The organism is Polyangium sp. y55x31 (assembly GCF_029946505.1).
In the GTDB taxonomy this organism is placed as follows: Bacteria; Myxococcota_A; Polyangia; order Polyangiales; family Polyangiaceae; genus Polyangium.
Map to the genome: position 1 here is coordinate 25,750 of NZ_JARZHG010000057.1, position 15,534 is coordinate 41,283.

A 15,534-nucleotide genomic window follows, 5' to 3' on the forward strand; every position below is an offset into this window, starting at 1 on the left:
GGGACTCGGCACGCGCTCAGCGGAGCACGTTCAAGGCCTGCGTGACGAGGAGCGCATTGATGAAATCGATGAGGAAGGCTCCCACGATGCTCACCGCGAAAAACGCCTGCGGGGCCGGGCCCGATTTGCGGACGATCTCGTTCATGCAGGCGAGCGAGTTCGCCGTCGTGCCGAGCATGAACCCGCAATACCCGCCCGCCATGACCGCCGAGGTGTAGCTCCGGCCCATCATCCAGTAAATGGCCGTCCAGCAGAGCGCGATCGTGAGCACCACCTGGCCGACCAGGATGAAGAGCACGGGAAACGCGAGCGTCCGGAGCTGCCAGAGCTCCAGCGTGAGCAGCGCCATCACGATGAAGAGCTCGAGCGCGATGGCGCCGATGTCCTCCATCTTCTTTTGATCGATGCCCGCGAATTGCAGACGATCGTCGAGGTTGCGCACCACGCCCGCCACGATCATCGCCCCGATGTACGCGGGGAGCGTGAGCTTCCAGGCCGAAAACTGCGCGGAGAGCAGCGAGCCGAGCGCCATCGCCACGCCGAGCACGATGATGTGCACGAGGTAATCGCCGTGCTTCTCGGAGGGCCCCGCGTCGATGTCGATCTCGGGCGCCGGCATCGCGTCGCTCTCGCCCGAGCGCAAGGCGTGACGTCGAATCAAGAAGCTGCCGACGAACCCGCCGAGCAGGCCACTCACGATGATGCCGAAGACCGCCGACGCGAGGCCAATCGCGGTCGCGCCCGGGACGCCCGCCTGCTCGAAGACGGGGCCGAACGCGAGCGCGGTCGCGGGCCCGCCCGTGAGCGATACGGCGCCCGGAATGACGCCGAGCAACGGCGGCAAACCCATCGCCTTCGCCGCCCCCGCGCCCCAGCCCATCTGCGCGAGCAAGCCGAGGACCGCAGCGCCGAGGAAAATGGCGACACGCTTGCCGCCGAGCGCGAGCAGCCGGAGGCTCGCCGTCATCCCCACGGTCGTGAAAAACGCGATCATGAGGATGTCGCGCAATGCGAGGTCGAACTTGAAATTGCAGACGCGATCCCGCAAGACGAGGCCGACGATCGCATACACGAGGCCGCCGAGGATCGACGCGGGAATGCTGAGCCGTTCGAGGACGGGCAAAGCTTTTCGGATGCCGCGGCCGAGGACGAGCCCGAAGCAGCCAAGGCCGAGGACCTGGATCGACGAGACTTGGAAGGTAGGGACATCCATGGCAGGGCCTCGCGCGCCTCAGGGGGAGAGGACGCCGGTGAGCGCCTCGGCATAAACGCGGCTCTGCTGGACCCGGAGCGGCGCCGCGCTGTCGAACTCCTCCCGCACGCCGATGCGGAGGTAATAATAGTATCCGACGTCGAGCAAGCCGTCCGGAATGTGCAACACGGGCTCTGTCGTCGAAAACGAAGCCATGGTCCGCGTGAGTTGTCCCCCGGGATCGAGCCGCCGCAGCGTGATGACGTACGCCGCGGCTTTGCCGAGCGAAGGCGCGCTCCAGGTCACCGTGGGCGTCTTGCCAATGCCGAGGAGCTCGCCATACGCGGGCTGATCATTCACGCGAATGTCGAGCGGAGGCCCGAGCGTCGGCGCAATCACGCCGGAGAACGAAGAAGCGGGGCCCGTGCGGCCAATGGCGATGGCCGTGGTCTTCGGGATTCCCGTGGGCATGACGTGTGTCACGGCATAAGAAACCTCGACGGCCGCGACCTCGGCCCACGCCGCAGGGAAAGAATTGCCATACACGAGCTCGGCCGGAGGCTGCGCCGCAGGGAGGCCGGAGAACAGGAGCAAATCGGGCGTGGGGGAGACGGACGTTCGATCCGCGCCCCCGGGCTCCACGCCGACGCGAACGTCCTTGCCCGCAATCGTCGCGTCCGGATGCACACTCGCGGCGAGGGCCTGGAAAGCCGCGTCGTCGAAGGACACGGCGAGCTTTTTCGGAGGCGCAACCACGAACGTGCCCTCGACGGGCGTGGCCGCACCGTCGGTCATCGTGAACGACGTCGGCCCAAAGGACCGGCGCACCGAGCGATAAGGCGCCGCGGGGTCGGCAATGCCGATCATTTGCGTGAAATAGGCCTGGTCCCCGGCCTCGGCCGCGACGAGGTTCGGCACGAGGAGCTCCGAGGTGGCCACGCGAAAATCGGTGATTTGCGTGGCGCCCATGGCGGGCTCCATGCCGTTCACCGAGGGAAGTGTCCCGATCGTGCCCGCGCCGAGCGAGAATACCTCGATGCTCGACCCTTCCCCCCACGGGTTCAATCCATCGAACGTGAGCTCGAGCTCCGTCGTGTCCGTCGCCGCGATCGGATCGGCGTCGGGTCGGCCCACGTAAACGCGGCCGAGGTCGATCGTGCGCGGGGCATTCATGATGAACCGCGGCGGCCTCGTCCCCGTGCCGAAGAGCTCGATGAAACGCAGATCGTAAGGCCCCTCGGGGAGGTCACGAATGCGGAACGTGCCGTCCTCGGCCACCTCCGCGAGGAGCTCCCGCGGCGCGCCGTCCTCTCCGGGGACGATCGCGGCAATCTCGAATTGCCCGGAATCACGGACGTTCGTCACGTCCCCCCCCTCGGTCAGGTGGAGGTCGACGATCGTGCCGGTGACGTCGAACGCCGTCGGTTTGGGGGTCTCGCCGCCCCCGCCGCAGCCGAGCGCGCCGAGGAGGCATATCGAGGAGGCACCGAGGAAGGACCGCATGGCCCGGCGTACCACGGCGCGGCCGCCGCGAGAAGCCCCGATCGCCGGGCGAAACGCCCGATCAGTCGCGCAATACGACCTCGAGCTCCAGGACGACGAGCGGCATCGTCCCCGCGAGGCCCTCGCGGCGGAACGATTGCAACGTCACGGTCGAGCCCGGCTTGCCCATCGCCGCCATGAGGCCCGAGAAGTAGCCGATCTGCATCGGGATGAACCACGGCATGATCCAGATGGGCAGCGCCCGCTCGACGACGCGAATCCGGGTCGAGCTCACCCGGTCGACGTCCCACTCACCGAAATCGTAATATCGGCCGGCGAGCGGGCGGAGGCGCGAATGCACGTCGTCGGTCGATTTGCCCTGGAGCAAAGCCCGGTACGCGTGCTCCACGTCGTACGAGGCCTGCGCGCGCCCCTGCTGCTGCGCGAACGAGTCGAGCGGGGAGCGCGCGAGCGAGGCGAGGACGCCGCAGCCCGCCACGAGCGGGAACATGTCGTAAAAGCTGCTCGCGAGAAATGGCTGGCTGAAGAAGTTCTGCAACGCCGGCGTCGGCAATGCCGCGGCGAACGCCGTCGGGCCTCCCTCGACGCGGCACGTCACGAGGTGCGCGAGGCCGCGATAAGCGATCCCTTTGATCCGAAAGGATCCCTCCCCCGGCTGCGATGGAAGATCCAGATACCAGGAACGCAGATCTCCGGTCCCGGTCGGCGGGCGCGTCGAGGGGCGCGAAGGGCGATCCGAAGAACTCGGCCCCCAGGTGTCCGTCAGGCGAGGCACGCCTTCGCTCGACGACGGCGGCGGCCAGCTCGGCCGCCCGACGCCGCTGCTGATCGGGGGAGCCGCTGGCACGCGCTCACTCGGACGATCGGGGGCGGGCGCGACGGACGGCGGCGGTGGGGTCGTGCGACGGGGAGGCGTTTGCATGAAAGAACCCCGGCGCGATCGGCCGGACGATCCGTAGGGTAAACGATCCCGGCCGCCGTGGCGAGGGAATCGAAGCGCGCCCGCGCGCGCGGCTCACGCGGGTTCGAGGAGCTTCGACCCGACGTACATCCGCGCCATGCTCTCGATCCGCTCGGCCTGCTTGGCGTCGAAGAACGGGGGAACCGCCCCGGTGCGCGAATAACTCATCACGTTGTCGGTCACGTCGCTGTGGCCGAGCCCGAAGAAATGGCCGAGCTCGTGCGCCAACGTGCTCGGTCGTGCGCTCGCCGCGACGATCACCCAATGCTTCGCGGCCATCTTCCTGTGCCGCCAGTGCACGCCCATCCGGAAGAGCTTCGGATCGTCCACGTCTCGCAGGGATGCCACGATCATCACGTTGATCCGCTTTGCTTCGAGGTGCGCGGCGAGCGCGTCCCTGTCGGCGCGCGTCTCGAGCCTGGCGAGCGCCGGAGGGAGCGCACGCGCGTTCGTCTTGCGCAGCGTGACGCCGATCGGCGTGAAAAGCCGCGTGGCCTCGGTGATCTGCTCGGCGATCCACGTCTCGTTTTGCACGGGAACGCCGTCCTCCTCGGCGACGGCGAACGAGAGCGGGAGCGCGGGGATCGGCTCTTTTTCGGTCTTCTTCGCGAGCGCGGGCCGTGAAAGCAGGAGTGATCCCGCGAAACCGAGACCCGAACCGAGGAGGGCGCGACGGGAAAGCATGGCGAGGTCGACCAGCTTAATCGATCCGGGCGGACGGGGCGAGCGTGCGAGCACGACGCGGCACGAGCAGGCACGCGCCCTGCCTCGGAGGGTGTTCATGCAGCACTCTGACGTCGTGGCCATCATTCACGAAGACGAAACCGTGGCGAGGTCGCTCGCCGAGGAAATCGAGGCTTCGGGCCTCCGCGTGGTCACGGCCGCGCTGGGCTCGCTCGTCGCAGCGCCCGAGGAGGCGCTCGCGTTTTTCGCCCGGCACGATCCACGCGTCGTCGTTTACGACGTCTCTCCGCATGACGAGAGCGTCCCGTTCCTCACGTTCCTGCGCAAAACCAAGGCCGGCTCGCGTCCCACGTTCGTCCTCACGACGACGGCGGCGCACGACCACGAGCCGCTCCTCCGCGAGGCGATCGACCTCCGGAGCTGCCCGCACGCGGTCGATTCCCTCGTCGCCGCCGTGACGCGCGCCGCCTCCGCCCGCCGAGCCGCCTGAGCCACGCCGATCCAGGCCGAACCTGGAAATCAACGCGTCGCGTCTTGACAGGCAACGCGTTGCGTCATAAAAAGCGGACACATCCGAACGACGTCCGGGGCGGGCTTCCGAGCTCGCAGGGCGATGCATTGCGGTGGGATTCGCTCGGCTCCTTCGACGGGCCGCGCGCGCCGCCATGGCCCTGCCGGACGAGGGCTTTCCAGACGAACAGGAGGCATCCCTTATGACGACGCAAACCCAGAGCGAGACGAAGATCCCGAGCCTGAAGGACGTGAAGACCGCGTCGGCCCGCGTCGAGCAGAAGGCGCGCGAGATGTACGACGTGCTGGTCGATGCTTCCGTGAAATGGGCGGGCTTCGGCCTCGGATACGGTCGCACCGCCCTCACGACGAGCGCGCGCGCCCTCGAGCGCGCGGCCGAGCGGCTCGCGTCGCTCGAAGAGAAGCTGCCCAAGAAGGCCGAGGCGCCCGCCGAGGCGACGGCGGCCGAGACCGAGGCGCCGAGCGCCGGGCCGGATCCGAACGCGAACTGACGCGCGCTCCCTATCCGAGCCAGCTCTCCTCGAATGTCATCCCGACCGGCAGCGGCGCTGCGGCGCCGCTCTCGATCATCCCCGCCACCGGATACGCGCAATAGTCCAGGCTGAAGGCCCCCGCGGGCCGATGGTTCCCGGACAAACCAATCCCCCCGAACGGGAGCTTGCTGCTCGCGCCCGCGGTGCCGGTGTTGACGTTCACGCAGCCGGCACGCGCCTCGGCGAGGAATCGGTCGATGACGCCCGGATCCTTCGTGAAGATCGAGGCCGCCAGACCAAAACGCGTGGCATTCGCCTGCGCGATCGCCTCGTCCACCGAATCGACGACGACGTAACGGAGCAGCGGGCCGAACACCTCGACGTCCGCGCCCGGCCCGTCCCCGGCGAGCGTGAACCCATCCACGCGGACGATCCCCGGCGAGAGGAAATGGCCGCCCGCCTCGGATTCGAGGGCGCGCGCCGCAAGCCGGACCTCGGCGCCGCCGGCGGCGAATCGATCCTGCGCCGCGAGCACGGCCGCGCGCGCCTCCGCCGAGATGATCGGCCCCATGAACGGCTGCGGATCCGCGAGCGGATCCCCGACACGCAGCCTCGACGCCACCTCCACGATCGTCCGGACGAACCGCTCGGCCACGGCCTCGTGCACGACGAGCCGCCGCGTGCACGTGCAGCGTTGCCCCGTCGACACGAACGCCGAGCGCGCGACCTCGATGGCCGCTTGCCGCAGATCCGCGTCGGGCAGCACGACGGAGGGGGCATTGCCGCCCATCTCCAGCGCGAGGACGCGGCCCGGCCAATCGAGGCTCGCTTCGAGGATGCGCCGGCCCACGGGCCACGAGCCCGTGAAAAGCACGCCGTCGATGTCCGGGTTCGCGACGAGGCGCGACGCGACGCTCGCGCCGCCGTGCACGAGGTTCACGACGCCGAGCGGCGCGCCCTCTTCGGCGAGCGCCTCGGCGAGCCACGCCGCGAGGGTTTGTCCGACCGCCGGAGCCTTGTCGCTCGGCTTGAACACGACGGTGTTGCCCAGCGCGAGCGCGGGGATGATGTGTCCGTTCGGCAGGTGCGCGGGGAAATTGAAGGGGCCGAGCACGACCATGACGCCGTGCGGCCGGAACCAGGCGCGGCCCGTGCGCGAGGCCGAGAGCGGGATCTCGAAGCCCGAGACGCGCCGCAGGCCGCCGTGCTCGGAGGCGTCGAGCGTGATGTCGACCTTGGCCGCGAGCAGATCGGCCTCGGCGCGCGCGTCCCAGAGCGCCTTTCCCGTCTCGTCGGTGATGAGGCGGGCCATATCGGCCGCGCGGGCTTTGCAGAGGTCGCGGAAGCGGCGGAGGGCCGCGAAACGCTTCTCGGCGGGGAGCGCGGCCCAGGCGGGCAAGGCGCGCCGCGCCGCCGCGACGGCCTCGTCCGCGTGCGCGGGGTCGGGGCTGCCTTGCCAGACGATCTCGGCGGGTCGCGCCGGGTTTCGCGAGGCGATGGCGTCGCCGGGGAGCGGGACCCAGCGTCCTTCGAGGAGATCCGACGGCCCGTGCGCGAGGAGGGGAGACATCGCGCAGAAGGGTCCCGGGCGTCCGGGCCCTTGTCAAGGTCCGGCGCCCCAGAAGCCGTCTCTTTTATTGCGGGGCGAACGCGACGCCGCGGAAGACGGTATTCGGCGGCGCGATCGTGGCGATGACGATCTCGGGGAACGCCGAGCCATCGTCGAAGACCGCGAGGACCCGGTTTTCGTTGTTCTCCGAGGTCGTCGCCACGATCTGCACGCCGGCCCCCGAGGGCTTGGCCGCAAGGCCCCGCACGCCCGCCGTGCCGTCGTTCCACGTCGCTGCGAGCGACCAACTGAAGCCGTCGAACGTCCATTTCTGAATTCCGCCGCCGCTCGCCGGGCTGCGATCGTCCGCGATGTACAGCGTGTCCGGACCGGCAATGGCGGCCGAAAGATCAAGCAGGGCAAACCCGTACGGGCTCGCGCTGGCGGTGGGCAGACCCGGGAGCGACGTCGCGGTTTGTCCGCTCGACGTGGGCAGGCCCGAGCCGACCGTGAAGACGTTGACGAACGTGCCTGCGCCGGACGTCGCGTAGAGCTGGCCTCCGGCGGCGTGCACGCAGCGCGTGTTGAGCGGATTCGAGAGGATCTGCGTGGGGAAGACCGCGCCGAGCGTGATGAACTGGATCCCGCCGGTCGTGGTGCTGTTGCCCGAGACCCAGATCGACGTGCCGTCCGAGGACGTCGCGCCGCGCACGTTGCTGCCGCTGAACGCCCCTGAAACCAAGGTCGAGGTGTTCACGTTGCCGAACGCGTCGACCCGGCCGACGACGCGCGGCACGACGTCCGCCGACTGCGTGCTCACGTTCGCCGTGCCCACGCCGGCGGCATATCCGGCGAGGAATACGTATTTGCCGTTCGCCGAGAGCGACAGGTGTCCCTCCGAGGACGCCGTCCCCGACAACGTGAACGTGTAATTCGAGCCCGAGGTCGACTGCGGCATGGCGGTCGTGCCGGGCGCGCCCGGCGTGGCCGAGCCGTCCGTGAGCCGCCATTCGAGGGAGACCGGCGACGCCGCCGAGGAGAGCGTCGTCACGCCGTCACCGATACGCAGGAGCACGATGGGCAAAGGCCCGTTGCCGCCGCCGCCGCTCCCGCCGCTGCCCGAGGAAGAGCTCGATCCGCTGCTTCCGCTCGATGAGGACGAGGAGCCCGCGCCCGCGCCCGAGCTCGACACGCTGCCCATACCGCCGCTGCCGCCCATACCGCCGCTGCTGCTCGAGGATTGCGCGGGACCGCCCCACCCATCGCCCCCCTCGCCTCCTGCGCCGCCGTCGCCGCCGGGACGGGTGCTGCCCTTGGCGCAGGCGAAAAAGACGAACGGAACGACCGTGATTGAAATGGCGACGAAGGATCGAGACGAAATCAAGCGTGCACCTCCGGCAAAGCGTTCGGATATCCACGACGTATGCCGGATTCGTCGGGGCCGCAAGGTCAAGGCTTGGAGGGTCGGCCAGAGAACGTCATGCCCCCTCCTGGTCGCGCAGGCATGTAAGATCGCAACGCGCCCGACGTTCCAGGGATGCACGACATGCAAACCGGACCTCTGCGCTTCACGATCCTCGCAGGCTGCCTCGCCGCGGCGGCGCTCGTCGCGCCTGCGCAGGCGAACGCCGGCGACGAAGGGGCCGAGATCGCAGGCCCCGAGACGGAGGCGCCGGCGCGTCCTCCGCTCGAAGTCGCGGGCGACGATCTTCCGCCGCCCCCGCCCCCGCCGTCACCGCCGCCCCCGCCGCCGCCACCGATTCCGCCCCCGCCCCCGACGCTCTCGAACTGGTACGTGATCCATCCGGGGATCTTCCCCGAGGCCGACACGTTCGCGGGCCTCACGCAGCTCGGGCTCGCGACGAGCAGCTCGAAAGAATTTCACGGGCTGCTCCAGTTCGCCCCGTACGAGAGCCGCGCCGATCGATTCGTCGGCGTGATGCAGCTCGGGCTTTCGAGATCCCGGATCGAGGAGAGCTTTCACGGCGGTCTTCAGGTCACGCTCGGGAAAAACAGCGCGGAGGAGTTTTACGGCCTCGGGCAGCTCGGCCCCTGGAATCACGCAAAAACGTTCGTCGGCGGGCTCCAGTTCGGGGCTTACAACCGGGTCCTCGAAGATCGCAGGGACGGCCCACGGAGCACGTTCGTCACCGCCGCGCAGATCGGCGCGTACAATGACCTCGAGTACGCGCATTTCTACGGCCTTCTCCAGTTCGGCGCGGTCAACCGCGTCACCGACGGGGATTTTCACGGGCTCGTCCAGATCGGCGCGTCCAACCGTGACACGGAGGATTTTTACGGCGCCGCCCAGGTGGGCGTCGTGAATGAGGTCAAGCAGGACTTTCGCGGAATCCTGCAGCTCGGCTTCGGCAACGTCGTGACCGAGCGTTTTTCGGGCGGGCTGCAAGTCGGCACCTACAACGGAGCCGGCGCGTTCGACGGCATCGGGCAGGTCGGGTTCGCCGGCATCACCAAGAAGGACTTCGTTGGCGTCATGCAGGTAGGCGTGCTCTTCAACGCGACGCTCGAGCGATTTCGCGGCGCCTTGCAGGTCGGCGCGATCGTCAATTTCGTCGGCGAGGACTTCCGGGGCGTCGTGCAGGCCGCCGCGTTCAATGGTGTGAGCGATGCGTATATGCTCGCGCAGATCGGCGCGTTGAACCTCACGTTCAAGGACCACCACGGCGCGCAGCTCGGCGTGGCGAACGTCACGGGCAAGCACCTCTATGGTTTGCAGGCCGGGTTCTTCAGCGGCGCGTCCGAGGTGTACGGCGCGCAGCTCGGCGCCGTGAACCTGTCGAGCGAATTGAAGGGCGCGACGTTCGGCGTCGTGAACGTGGGGAGCGAGGTCACGGGCCTCCAGGTCGGCCTCGTCAATCGGGCCGAGCGGCTGCGCGGCGTGCAGCTCGGGCTCGTGAACCTCTCGAAGCAGGGCGGGCTGCCGTTCTTGCCCGTGCTGAACGTCGGACTCTGAACCCGCGGGGGCCGGATCTCGCCCGGCCGGGACTCTGCCAGTTTTCCCGGGAACAATCAACACCTATGTACGGGGGGGCCAAACGACCCCCGCGCGCCCCTGGGTGTAGGCTGGTTCTCGGACGTCCTCTCCAAAATCTACGGGTCGGACGAACTCGGTGGTTTGTCTTCCGCGCATGTTGTGGTAAGGGGGAATCCTCGCTGCCGAGAGGTGATCCCATGCCCCGACGAACCGAACCCAGCCCCTTTTCCTCCAAGGTCGGTGCGCGCATCCGCGAGCTGCGGCTCGAGCGCAACATGTCCCTGCCCGCGCTCGGTGAAGCGAGCTCGATCTCGAAGGGCCACCTCTCGAACATCGAGCACGGCTTCGCCGCAATCACGATCGAGACCGTCGATCGCATCGCCCGCGCGCTCGATATCCCGCCGCTGTACATCCTCGCCTTCCCCGCGGAGGACGAGCGGGCCCGCATCGCGGACGCCGTCCCCAAGCTGCCGAAGGGCGAGTGGAAGAAGCTCCGCAAGGAGATCGAAGGCCGCGCCGCCCCCGCCGCGCCGAAGAAGCGCGCCTGACGATTCATCACCCCCCGGGGACCGAGCCGGCTCTCCGGGGGTCTCCCCCTTCTCCCTCCCTGCCCCCGACATATCGAGCGCGACGCCACGCGGCGTGTCATGAATGGGTCTGCGCGGGATGCGCGGCTCGCCGCGTGTCCCGGCCGAAGGAGGGTTTCGACGTCATGACAGGCTGGACGATCGGGTACGGCGGTCTCTTGACCGCGCTCGGCATCGGGGGGTTCGTCGCGACAGGCAGAGAGCACAAGACGGCGCTGATCCCCGCGGGCGCGGGTGCGGCTGCGCTGGGGCTCGGCCTGCTCGCCCGTAGCGGTTCGTCCCGGAAGGCGGCGCTCGTGGGCGCGACGGCCGTGGCTGGCCTCGGCCTCGCCGGCTCGGCGCGTGGCCTCGGAAAGCTGCCGGCGCTGCTCCGTGGAGAGCCGGTCGAGCGGCCTGCGGCGGTGATCGCGCAATCCATCATGGCCGGCACGTCCGCGGCCTACCTGCTCGCCGCCGTGCCTTCCCTGCTCCGCGACTGAGCCCCCGCGAGCGCGTCGTGGTACGCTCGCCTTTCCCATGACGCGCCCCTCGTATTCGCTCCGGCAGACGTGGCTCTCCGACATGACCGAGCGGTGCCTCGATCCCGGCTTCGTTCGCGCCGTGCAGGCCGGGACGCGTGAGGCCCTCGAAGCGCTCGTCACGCGGCCGCATCCCGGCGTGATTGAATTCCCGCTCCTGTCGTCCGAATACGTGGAGGCCCTTCTCCGCGAGATCCATGCATTCGAGCACTGGTGCCGCCACCGCGGCGTGGGCCCGGTCCGGCCGAACAGCATGAACAACCAGGGCGTCGTGCTCGCGGATCTCGGGCTCGAAGGGGCGATGGACGAGCTGCTCTACACCTGGCTTTCGCCGCTCACGACGTGGGCGTTTCCGGAGCATGGTGGATCGAGCGTGGATCACCAGCATTCGTTCGTCGTGGAGTACGCGGAGAACGGCGATACCGACCTCGGGTTTCACGTGGACGATAGCGAGGTGACGCTCAACGCGTGCCTCGGGCTCTCGTTCGAGGGGGCCGAGGTGTACTTCCGAGGCGTTCGTTGCGACGCACATCGGGAGGACCCGGCGAACGATACGGAGGTCTGGCAATGGAAGCCCGCGGCGGGTCGCGCGATCCTGCACGCGGGCGCCCATCGACACGGCGTGCACCGCTTGCGCTCCGGCAGGCGCGTGAATCTCATCGTCTGGGCGCGCAGCTCGCGGCACCGCCGCGTTCACCACGCGCCGCACGAAGGACCCACGGCGTGGTGCCCGCGGTGCGAGGCGGCCTGAGAGATTGACAGGCAAAGCGGGCGCGGCTCTACTCGCTCCGTGCTCGTACGTACATGCCTCCTGGTGTTGCCGCTGCTCGCCCTCGGCGGATGCTCGGGCCCGCCGCCGTCCTTCAAGGAGGCGGAGAACCTCGAAGCCCAGGCGAACTTCGAAGAAGCCGCCCAAAAGTTCGAGCTCGTCTGCGCCGAAGGGCCGACGAGCCCGGAATGCCAGCAGTCGAGCGCCCGGGCCGCGGGCGCGCTCGTGACGGCCGCGACGAAGGCCGTCGAAAAGAATGAATTCGGCAAGGCCGAGCGCCTGCTCGTCCGCGCCCTCGTGTTCGCGGACGAACCCACCACCAAGGACATCGAGGCGCGCCTCGGCAAGGAGGATCTGACCGAGGGCGTTCGCTTCGAGCAGGCCGCGGCCGATACGGACAAGGCCCGCGCATTCGAGGCGATGAACACGCCCGCGGCGGGGAGCACGCCCGCTGCGGCGCTGGCGAAGGCGTGGATCGAGAAGGAGCGACCGGGTCTGCTCGTCGCGCAGGTGAAAGCCGCGTGTGGCCCGGAGCATCAGGGGTCCTGCGCGGATACGTTCGCGAAGCTTTCGGCGCTGCCCGCGCAGCCGCCCGGCTTCGACGAGGCCAAGGCCGCCCATGACGCCGAGCAAAAGCGCACGGAGAAGGCGCGCGCCGAGCTCGACAGGTTCATCGCGGTCTTCGCGCAGCGGGGGAAGAAGGACCTTTCGTTCAACCTGTGTTTGGCGGAGAAAGCGAGCGAGATCGAGGCCGAGTTCCAGCGCATCCGCGCCTGCGAGGAGGACATCTACGCCGACGGAAAATCCTCCTACGAGCGGTTCGACGCGCGGCAGACCGAGGACTCGCTCTTTCGCAGGCGCCTCGTGACGCTCGGCGATCCCGTTGCCATTGCAGCGTACGAGGCACGCCAGAAGGGGGCCCTGGCGACGGGCGAGGATCCGAAGAAGGCCGCGGGAGGTGCGAAATGAGCCGCTCCATTGCATGTGCGATCGCCGCGCTCACCCTCGCGCTCGTGGGCTGCGACGCGGCCAAGGAGCCGATGTCGAAGGCGAGAGAAGCCGAGGCGGCCGGCAAGATCCCGGAGGCCAAGGCGCTGTATGCGGAGGTCTGCAAGGCCGCCGAGAGCTCGCCGTTTTGCCCCGTGGCAAAACAACGCATCGAGGCCCTCACGGTCCGGGAGGCGACGAACCTGGTCGCCGAGGGGCAATACGCGAAGGCGAAGGAGCTCTCCGCGACGGTCGCGGATGCGCCGGCGAAACGCGCGTTCGAGGCGCTCGCAAAGACGCGGGCGATGAGCAGCGCGGCCGCGTTCGAAGAGGCGAATGCGTCGGCGGACAAGGCCGCCGCGCGGGCCAAGATGGAGGAGCTCGCCGGGCAAAGCTCGCCGGTCGCGGACAAGGCGAAGGAGTGGCTGACGAAGAATGGCCCGGCGCTCCTGCTCGACGAGGTGAAGGCCGCGTGCAAGCCGGACGGGACCGGATCCTGCGTCGATCTCGGCAAAAAAATCGCCAAGCTTTTCCCCACGAGCCCCGAGGCCGGCGAGGCGAAGACGCTCGTCGACGCCGAATACAAACGCGTCCACCCGCTCCTCAAGCAGGCGGAAGCCCTGCTCGTCCAGAGGCTGGAGATCAGCAACTGGAAAAACAAATACGACATCTGCCTGAAGCAGGCGGAGCCCTCCCCCGGGGGCTACGAGATGCAGGTGTGCAAGACGGAGGTGGGCATTCCCGAGGACCGAGGGGATCCCTTCAGCACGAGCTTCCTCGAAGGCGCGTGGAAGAAGAAGCTCGGAGAGATCCACGATCCGGGCTGGGTGAAATCGCTCGAGGAGCGGTGGGGGAAGATCGAGAGTGATGGGATCTACGACCCGGCGAGCTTGCCCAAGCCGGGGGAGCAGGAATCGAAGAAGTAGCGGGGGACGGGCGTCTCACGGCCATCCGTCGTCTCCCGCACATGTTCGGCGATCGAGCACCCCCCATCATTTTTCGTGATCAACGTGCCCCGGACCGGGCATGGTAGAGACGTGGCCCCCGCTCTTGCCCACGTCCCTCCTTCGTTCGCCGCGCCCTGCGTGGCCCGAGGGCTTCGTTCGAAGGGGAGGGTGAGCCCGTGACGCTCGTCTCCGACCTCGACATCCTCTTCGCGGGCGCCGAGGTTTGCGACACGGACGAGCCTCGCGCGGTCGAGGAGGCGTGGCCCAGGGGCGGCGACGCCGGCGCGGAGAAGGCGCGGCTCCGGGAGATGGTCGACGCGCATTTCGACGCCGTGTACGTGGCGCTCCGGCGGCTCGGGGTGCCCGCGGCGGAGCTCGATGATTGCGCGCAGCAGGTGTTCGTCGTCGCCTCGGGGAAGCTCGGGGTCATTCAGCCGGGGCGTGAAAAGGCTTTTTTGATGGGTACGGCCGTGCACGTCGCCTCGCACGCCAAGCGCTCGCAGCGAAGGCGGCGCGAGGTCCCCGAGGGGGACGAGGTGGCGGACGAGCGCGCCGACGCCGGGCCTCGGCCGGACGAGATCGTGGAGCAACGACGCCTGCGGGCCCTGCTCGACCAGGTGCTCGCGGCCATGCCGGAGGATCTCAGGACGGTTCTCGTCTTGTTCGAGCTCGAAGAGCTCACGATGCAGGAGATCAGCGGGGCGCTCGATCTGCCGATGGGTACGGTGGCGTCGAGGCTCCGGCGCGCGCGGGAGCTTTTTGCGAGGATCTCGGCGCGGGCCGTCGGAACGCAAGGAAGGGGGCGGCCGTGAGCGAGATGCGCAGGCTGCTCGAAGAGAATGGGGACGACGCGGCGACTTCGCTGCTGCTCGCGGCGCGGGCCGATCGCGCGCCGGCGGCGTCCAAGGCGCGGGCGCTCGCCGCGCTCGGAATCGAGCCGTCGCAGGCGGCGAAAGCGCAGGAGATACCCGCGCGAGACATCGCCGTGCCTCGGATCCCGGCGACGCTCCGACCCCAGAGGCCCGAGCCTCGGCCGGCGCGGACGGGAATGGGAGGCGTGAGGAAATCGGCGCAGACGACGCCGCACATGCTCTTCCAGAGCGTCCTCGGACCCACCGGAAAACCGGTCGGGTTTTTCCAGAAAGGCCGGCTCGGCGCGGCGCTCGTGGCGGCGGTGCAGGTGGCGGTGCTCGGAATCGTGCTCGCGCAGCCCATGCAGCAGCCCAAGGCCTCGAAGGGGCCCGCGGACGAACCGCAGCAATACCCCGTGCTGCAGCTCGGCCCTGGGATCGCCGCGCCCGCGCCGCGCGCGGAGGCGAAGAGCCACGACGAAGAGCCCGTTCGTGCCGCGGCGCCCGCACCCGCGCCGCGGCCAGGTCCGAATGCCGTGCCGGCGCCGCCGAAGGTGGCGGCAGAAGCCGAACCGCCGGCCGCCGAGGCGCCACGCGTGCCCGAGGCCACGCCTCCCGCGGTCGCAATGGTGGAGAGCGTGGGCTCGCCCGAGGTGCTCCCCGCCAAACCCGAGGCCACGAGCACGATCGTGCGTCCGTTCGAGTACGGGACGATGTCCCAGCCGAAGCGCATTGGCGGACGTGACCCCGTGTACACCCGCGAAGCGCTCGAAGCGCGCGTGGAAGGCACGGCCCTCCTGCAATGCGAGATCACGGCGGAGGGCGCGACGAAGGATTGTCGGCTCCTCAAGTCTTTGCCGCACATGGACGGCGAGCTGCTCGCGGCCGCGCGCACGTGGCGATTCTCGCCGGCGACGCAGGGCGGACAGCCCATCTCCGTGCGGTACGTCTCGAAGGTCAATCTCGTTCTGCCGAAGTGAATCGGTC

General features: G+C 69.0%; 16 protein-coding genes. 10 read left to right on the plus strand and 6 right to left on the minus strand.

What is annotated here, in order from left to right; all coding sequences use genetic code 11:
* Window positions 1-16: 16 nt before the first annotated feature.
* The 4 genes from QHF84_RS47210 to QHF84_RS47225 form a co-directional block, all read right to left on the minus strand.
* Entirely contained in the window at window positions 17-1,213 is a 1,197-nt protein-coding gene (locus tag QHF84_RS47210) for a sodium/glutamate symporter (protein ID WP_281320222.1), read from the minus strand.
* 18 nt (window positions 1,214-1,231) lie between these two features.
* Window positions 1,232-2,695: a hypothetical protein gene (locus tag QHF84_RS47215; protein ID WP_281320223.1), complete on the minus strand. Its 1,464-nt coding sequence runs from the start codon at window positions 2,693-2,695 to the stop codon at window positions 1,232-1,234.
* Window positions 2,696-2,756: 61 nt separating this feature from the next.
* Window positions 2,757-3,617 (minus strand): hypothetical protein, encoded by an 861-nt coding sequence (locus QHF84_RS47220; RefSeq protein ID WP_281320224.1) that lies wholly within the window; start codon window positions 3,615-3,617, stop codon window positions 2,757-2,759.
* Window positions 3,618-3,710: 93 nt separating this feature from the next.
* Entirely contained in the window at window positions 3,711-4,340 is a 630-nt protein-coding gene (locus QHF84_RS47225; protein WP_281320225.1) for a hypothetical protein, read from the minus strand.
* Window positions 4,341-4,437: 97 nt separating this feature from the next.
* On the opposite strand from QHF84_RS47225, the gene QHF84_RS47230 reads away from it, so the two are divergent.
* Both QHF84_RS47230 and QHF84_RS47235 read left to right on the plus strand, forming a co-directional pair.
* On the plus strand, window positions 4,438-4,830 hold the full coding sequence (locus QHF84_RS47230; protein ID WP_281320226.1) for a hypothetical protein: 393 nt from the start codon (window positions 4,438-4,440) through the stop codon (window positions 4,828-4,830).
* Window positions 4,831-5,053: 223 nt separating this feature from the next.
* Window positions 5,054-5,362, plus strand: coding sequence for a hypothetical protein (locus tag QHF84_RS47235; protein ID WP_281320227.1), 309 nt, complete (start codon window positions 5,054-5,056; stop codon window positions 5,360-5,362).
* A 10-nt stretch (window positions 5,363-5,372) separates the two neighbouring features.
* Here QHF84_RS47235 and QHF84_RS47240 read toward each other — a convergent pair whose 3' ends face one another.
* Together QHF84_RS47240 and QHF84_RS47245 are read right to left on the minus strand one after the other, a co-directional pair.
* Entirely contained in the window at window positions 5,373-6,914 is a 1,542-nt protein-coding gene (locus QHF84_RS47240) for an aldehyde dehydrogenase family protein (RefSeq protein ID WP_281320228.1), read from the minus strand.
* A gap of 64 nt (window positions 6,915-6,978) precedes the next feature.
* Window positions 6,979-8,277, minus strand: a complete 1,299-nt coding sequence (locus QHF84_RS47245) for a hypothetical protein (protein ID WP_281320229.1) — start codon at window positions 8,275-8,277, stop codon at window positions 6,979-6,981.
* Window positions 8,278-8,439: 162 nt separating this feature from the next.
* Between QHF84_RS47245 and QHF84_RS47250 the strand changes: the two genes are divergently transcribed.
* From QHF84_RS47250 to QHF84_RS47285, 8 genes are all read left to right on the plus strand, one after another.
* On the plus strand, window positions 8,440-9,867 hold the full coding sequence (locus tag QHF84_RS47250; RefSeq protein WP_281320230.1) for a hypothetical protein: 1,428 nt from the start codon (window positions 8,440-8,442) through the stop codon (window positions 9,865-9,867).
* 218 nt (window positions 9,868-10,085) lie between these two features.
* On the plus strand, window positions 10,086-10,436 hold the full coding sequence (locus tag QHF84_RS47255; protein WP_281320231.1) for a helix-turn-helix transcriptional regulator: 351 nt from the start codon (window positions 10,086-10,088) through the stop codon (window positions 10,434-10,436).
* A 164-nt stretch (window positions 10,437-10,600) separates the two neighbouring features.
* Window positions 10,601-10,954, plus strand: coding sequence for a hypothetical protein (locus tag QHF84_RS47260; protein WP_281320232.1), 354 nt, complete (start codon window positions 10,601-10,603; stop codon window positions 10,952-10,954).
* Between the two features lie 37 nt (window positions 10,955-10,991).
* Entirely contained in the window at window positions 10,992-11,744 is a 753-nt protein-coding gene (locus QHF84_RS47265) for a hypothetical protein (protein ID WP_281320233.1), read from the plus strand.
* Window positions 11,745-11,783: 39 nt separating this feature from the next.
* Window positions 11,784-12,731, plus strand: a complete 948-nt coding sequence (locus QHF84_RS47270; protein ID WP_281320234.1) for a hypothetical protein — start codon at window positions 11,784-11,786, stop codon at window positions 12,729-12,731.
* A complete protein-coding gene (locus tag QHF84_RS47275; protein ID WP_281320235.1) occupies window positions 12,728-13,675 on the plus strand; it encodes a hypothetical protein in 948 nt (315 codons plus the stop codon). The genes QHF84_RS47270 and QHF84_RS47275 overlap by 4 nt, the downstream gene beginning before the upstream one ends.
* A gap of 197 nt (window positions 13,676-13,872) precedes the next feature.
* Complete coding sequence (locus tag QHF84_RS47280) at window positions 13,873-14,508, plus strand: sigma-70 family RNA polymerase sigma factor (protein WP_281320236.1); 636 nt, start codon at window positions 13,873-13,875, stop codon at window positions 14,506-14,508.
* 5 nt (window positions 14,509-14,513) lie between these two features.
* The gene (locus tag QHF84_RS47285; RefSeq protein ID WP_281320252.1) at window positions 14,514-15,527 is read left to right on the plus strand and encodes an energy transducer TonB; all 1,014 of its coding nucleotides are present in this window, start codon (window positions 14,514-14,516) and stop codon (window positions 15,525-15,527) included.
* Window positions 15,528-15,534 lie beyond the last annotated feature (7 nt).

Coding starts and splice junctions, on each gene's coding strand:
- QHF84_RS47265 (WP_281320233.1), top strand. CDS start 10,992: ATGACGCGCCCCTCGTATTCGCTCCGGCAGACGTGGCTCTCCGACATG.
- QHF84_RS47285 (WP_281320252.1), top strand. CDS start 14,514: ATGCGCAGGCTGCTCGAAGAGAATGGGGACGACGCGGCGACTTCGCTG.
- QHF84_RS47275 (WP_281320235.1), top strand. CDS start 12,728: ATGAGCCGCTCCATTGCATGTGCGATCGCCGCGCTCACCCTCGCGCTC.
- QHF84_RS47220 (WP_281320224.1), bottom strand. CDS start 3,617: ATGCAAACGCCTCCCCGTCGCACGACCCCACCGCCGCCGTCCGTCGCG.
- QHF84_RS47235 (WP_281320227.1), top strand. CDS start 5,054: ATGACGACGCAAACCCAGAGCGAGACGAAGATCCCGAGCCTGAAGGAC.
- QHF84_RS47240 (WP_281320228.1), bottom strand. CDS start 6,914: ATGTCTCCCCTCCTCGCGCACGGGCCGTCGGATCTCCTCGAAGGACGC.
- QHF84_RS47260 (WP_281320232.1), top strand. CDS start 10,601: ATGACAGGCTGGACGATCGGGTACGGCGGTCTCTTGACCGCGCTCGGC.
- QHF84_RS47225 (WP_281320225.1), bottom strand. CDS start 4,340: ATGCTTTCCCGTCGCGCCCTCCTCGGTTCGGGTCTCGGTTTCGCGGGA.
- QHF84_RS47250 (WP_281320230.1), top strand. CDS start 8,440: ATGCAAACCGGACCTCTGCGCTTCACGATCCTCGCAGGCTGCCTCGCC.
- QHF84_RS47215 (WP_281320223.1), bottom strand. CDS start 2,695: ATGCGGTCCTTCCTCGGTGCCTCCTCGATATGCCTCCTCGGCGCGCTC.
- QHF84_RS47255 (WP_281320231.1), top strand. CDS start 10,086: ATGCCCCGACGAACCGAACCCAGCCCCTTTTCCTCCAAGGTCGGTGCG.
- QHF84_RS47210 (WP_281320222.1), bottom strand. CDS start 1,213: ATGGATGTCCCTACCTTCCAAGTCTCGTCGATCCAGGTCCTCGGCCTT.
- QHF84_RS47230 (WP_281320226.1), top strand. CDS start 4,438: ATGCAGCACTCTGACGTCGTGGCCATCATTCACGAAGACGAAACCGTG.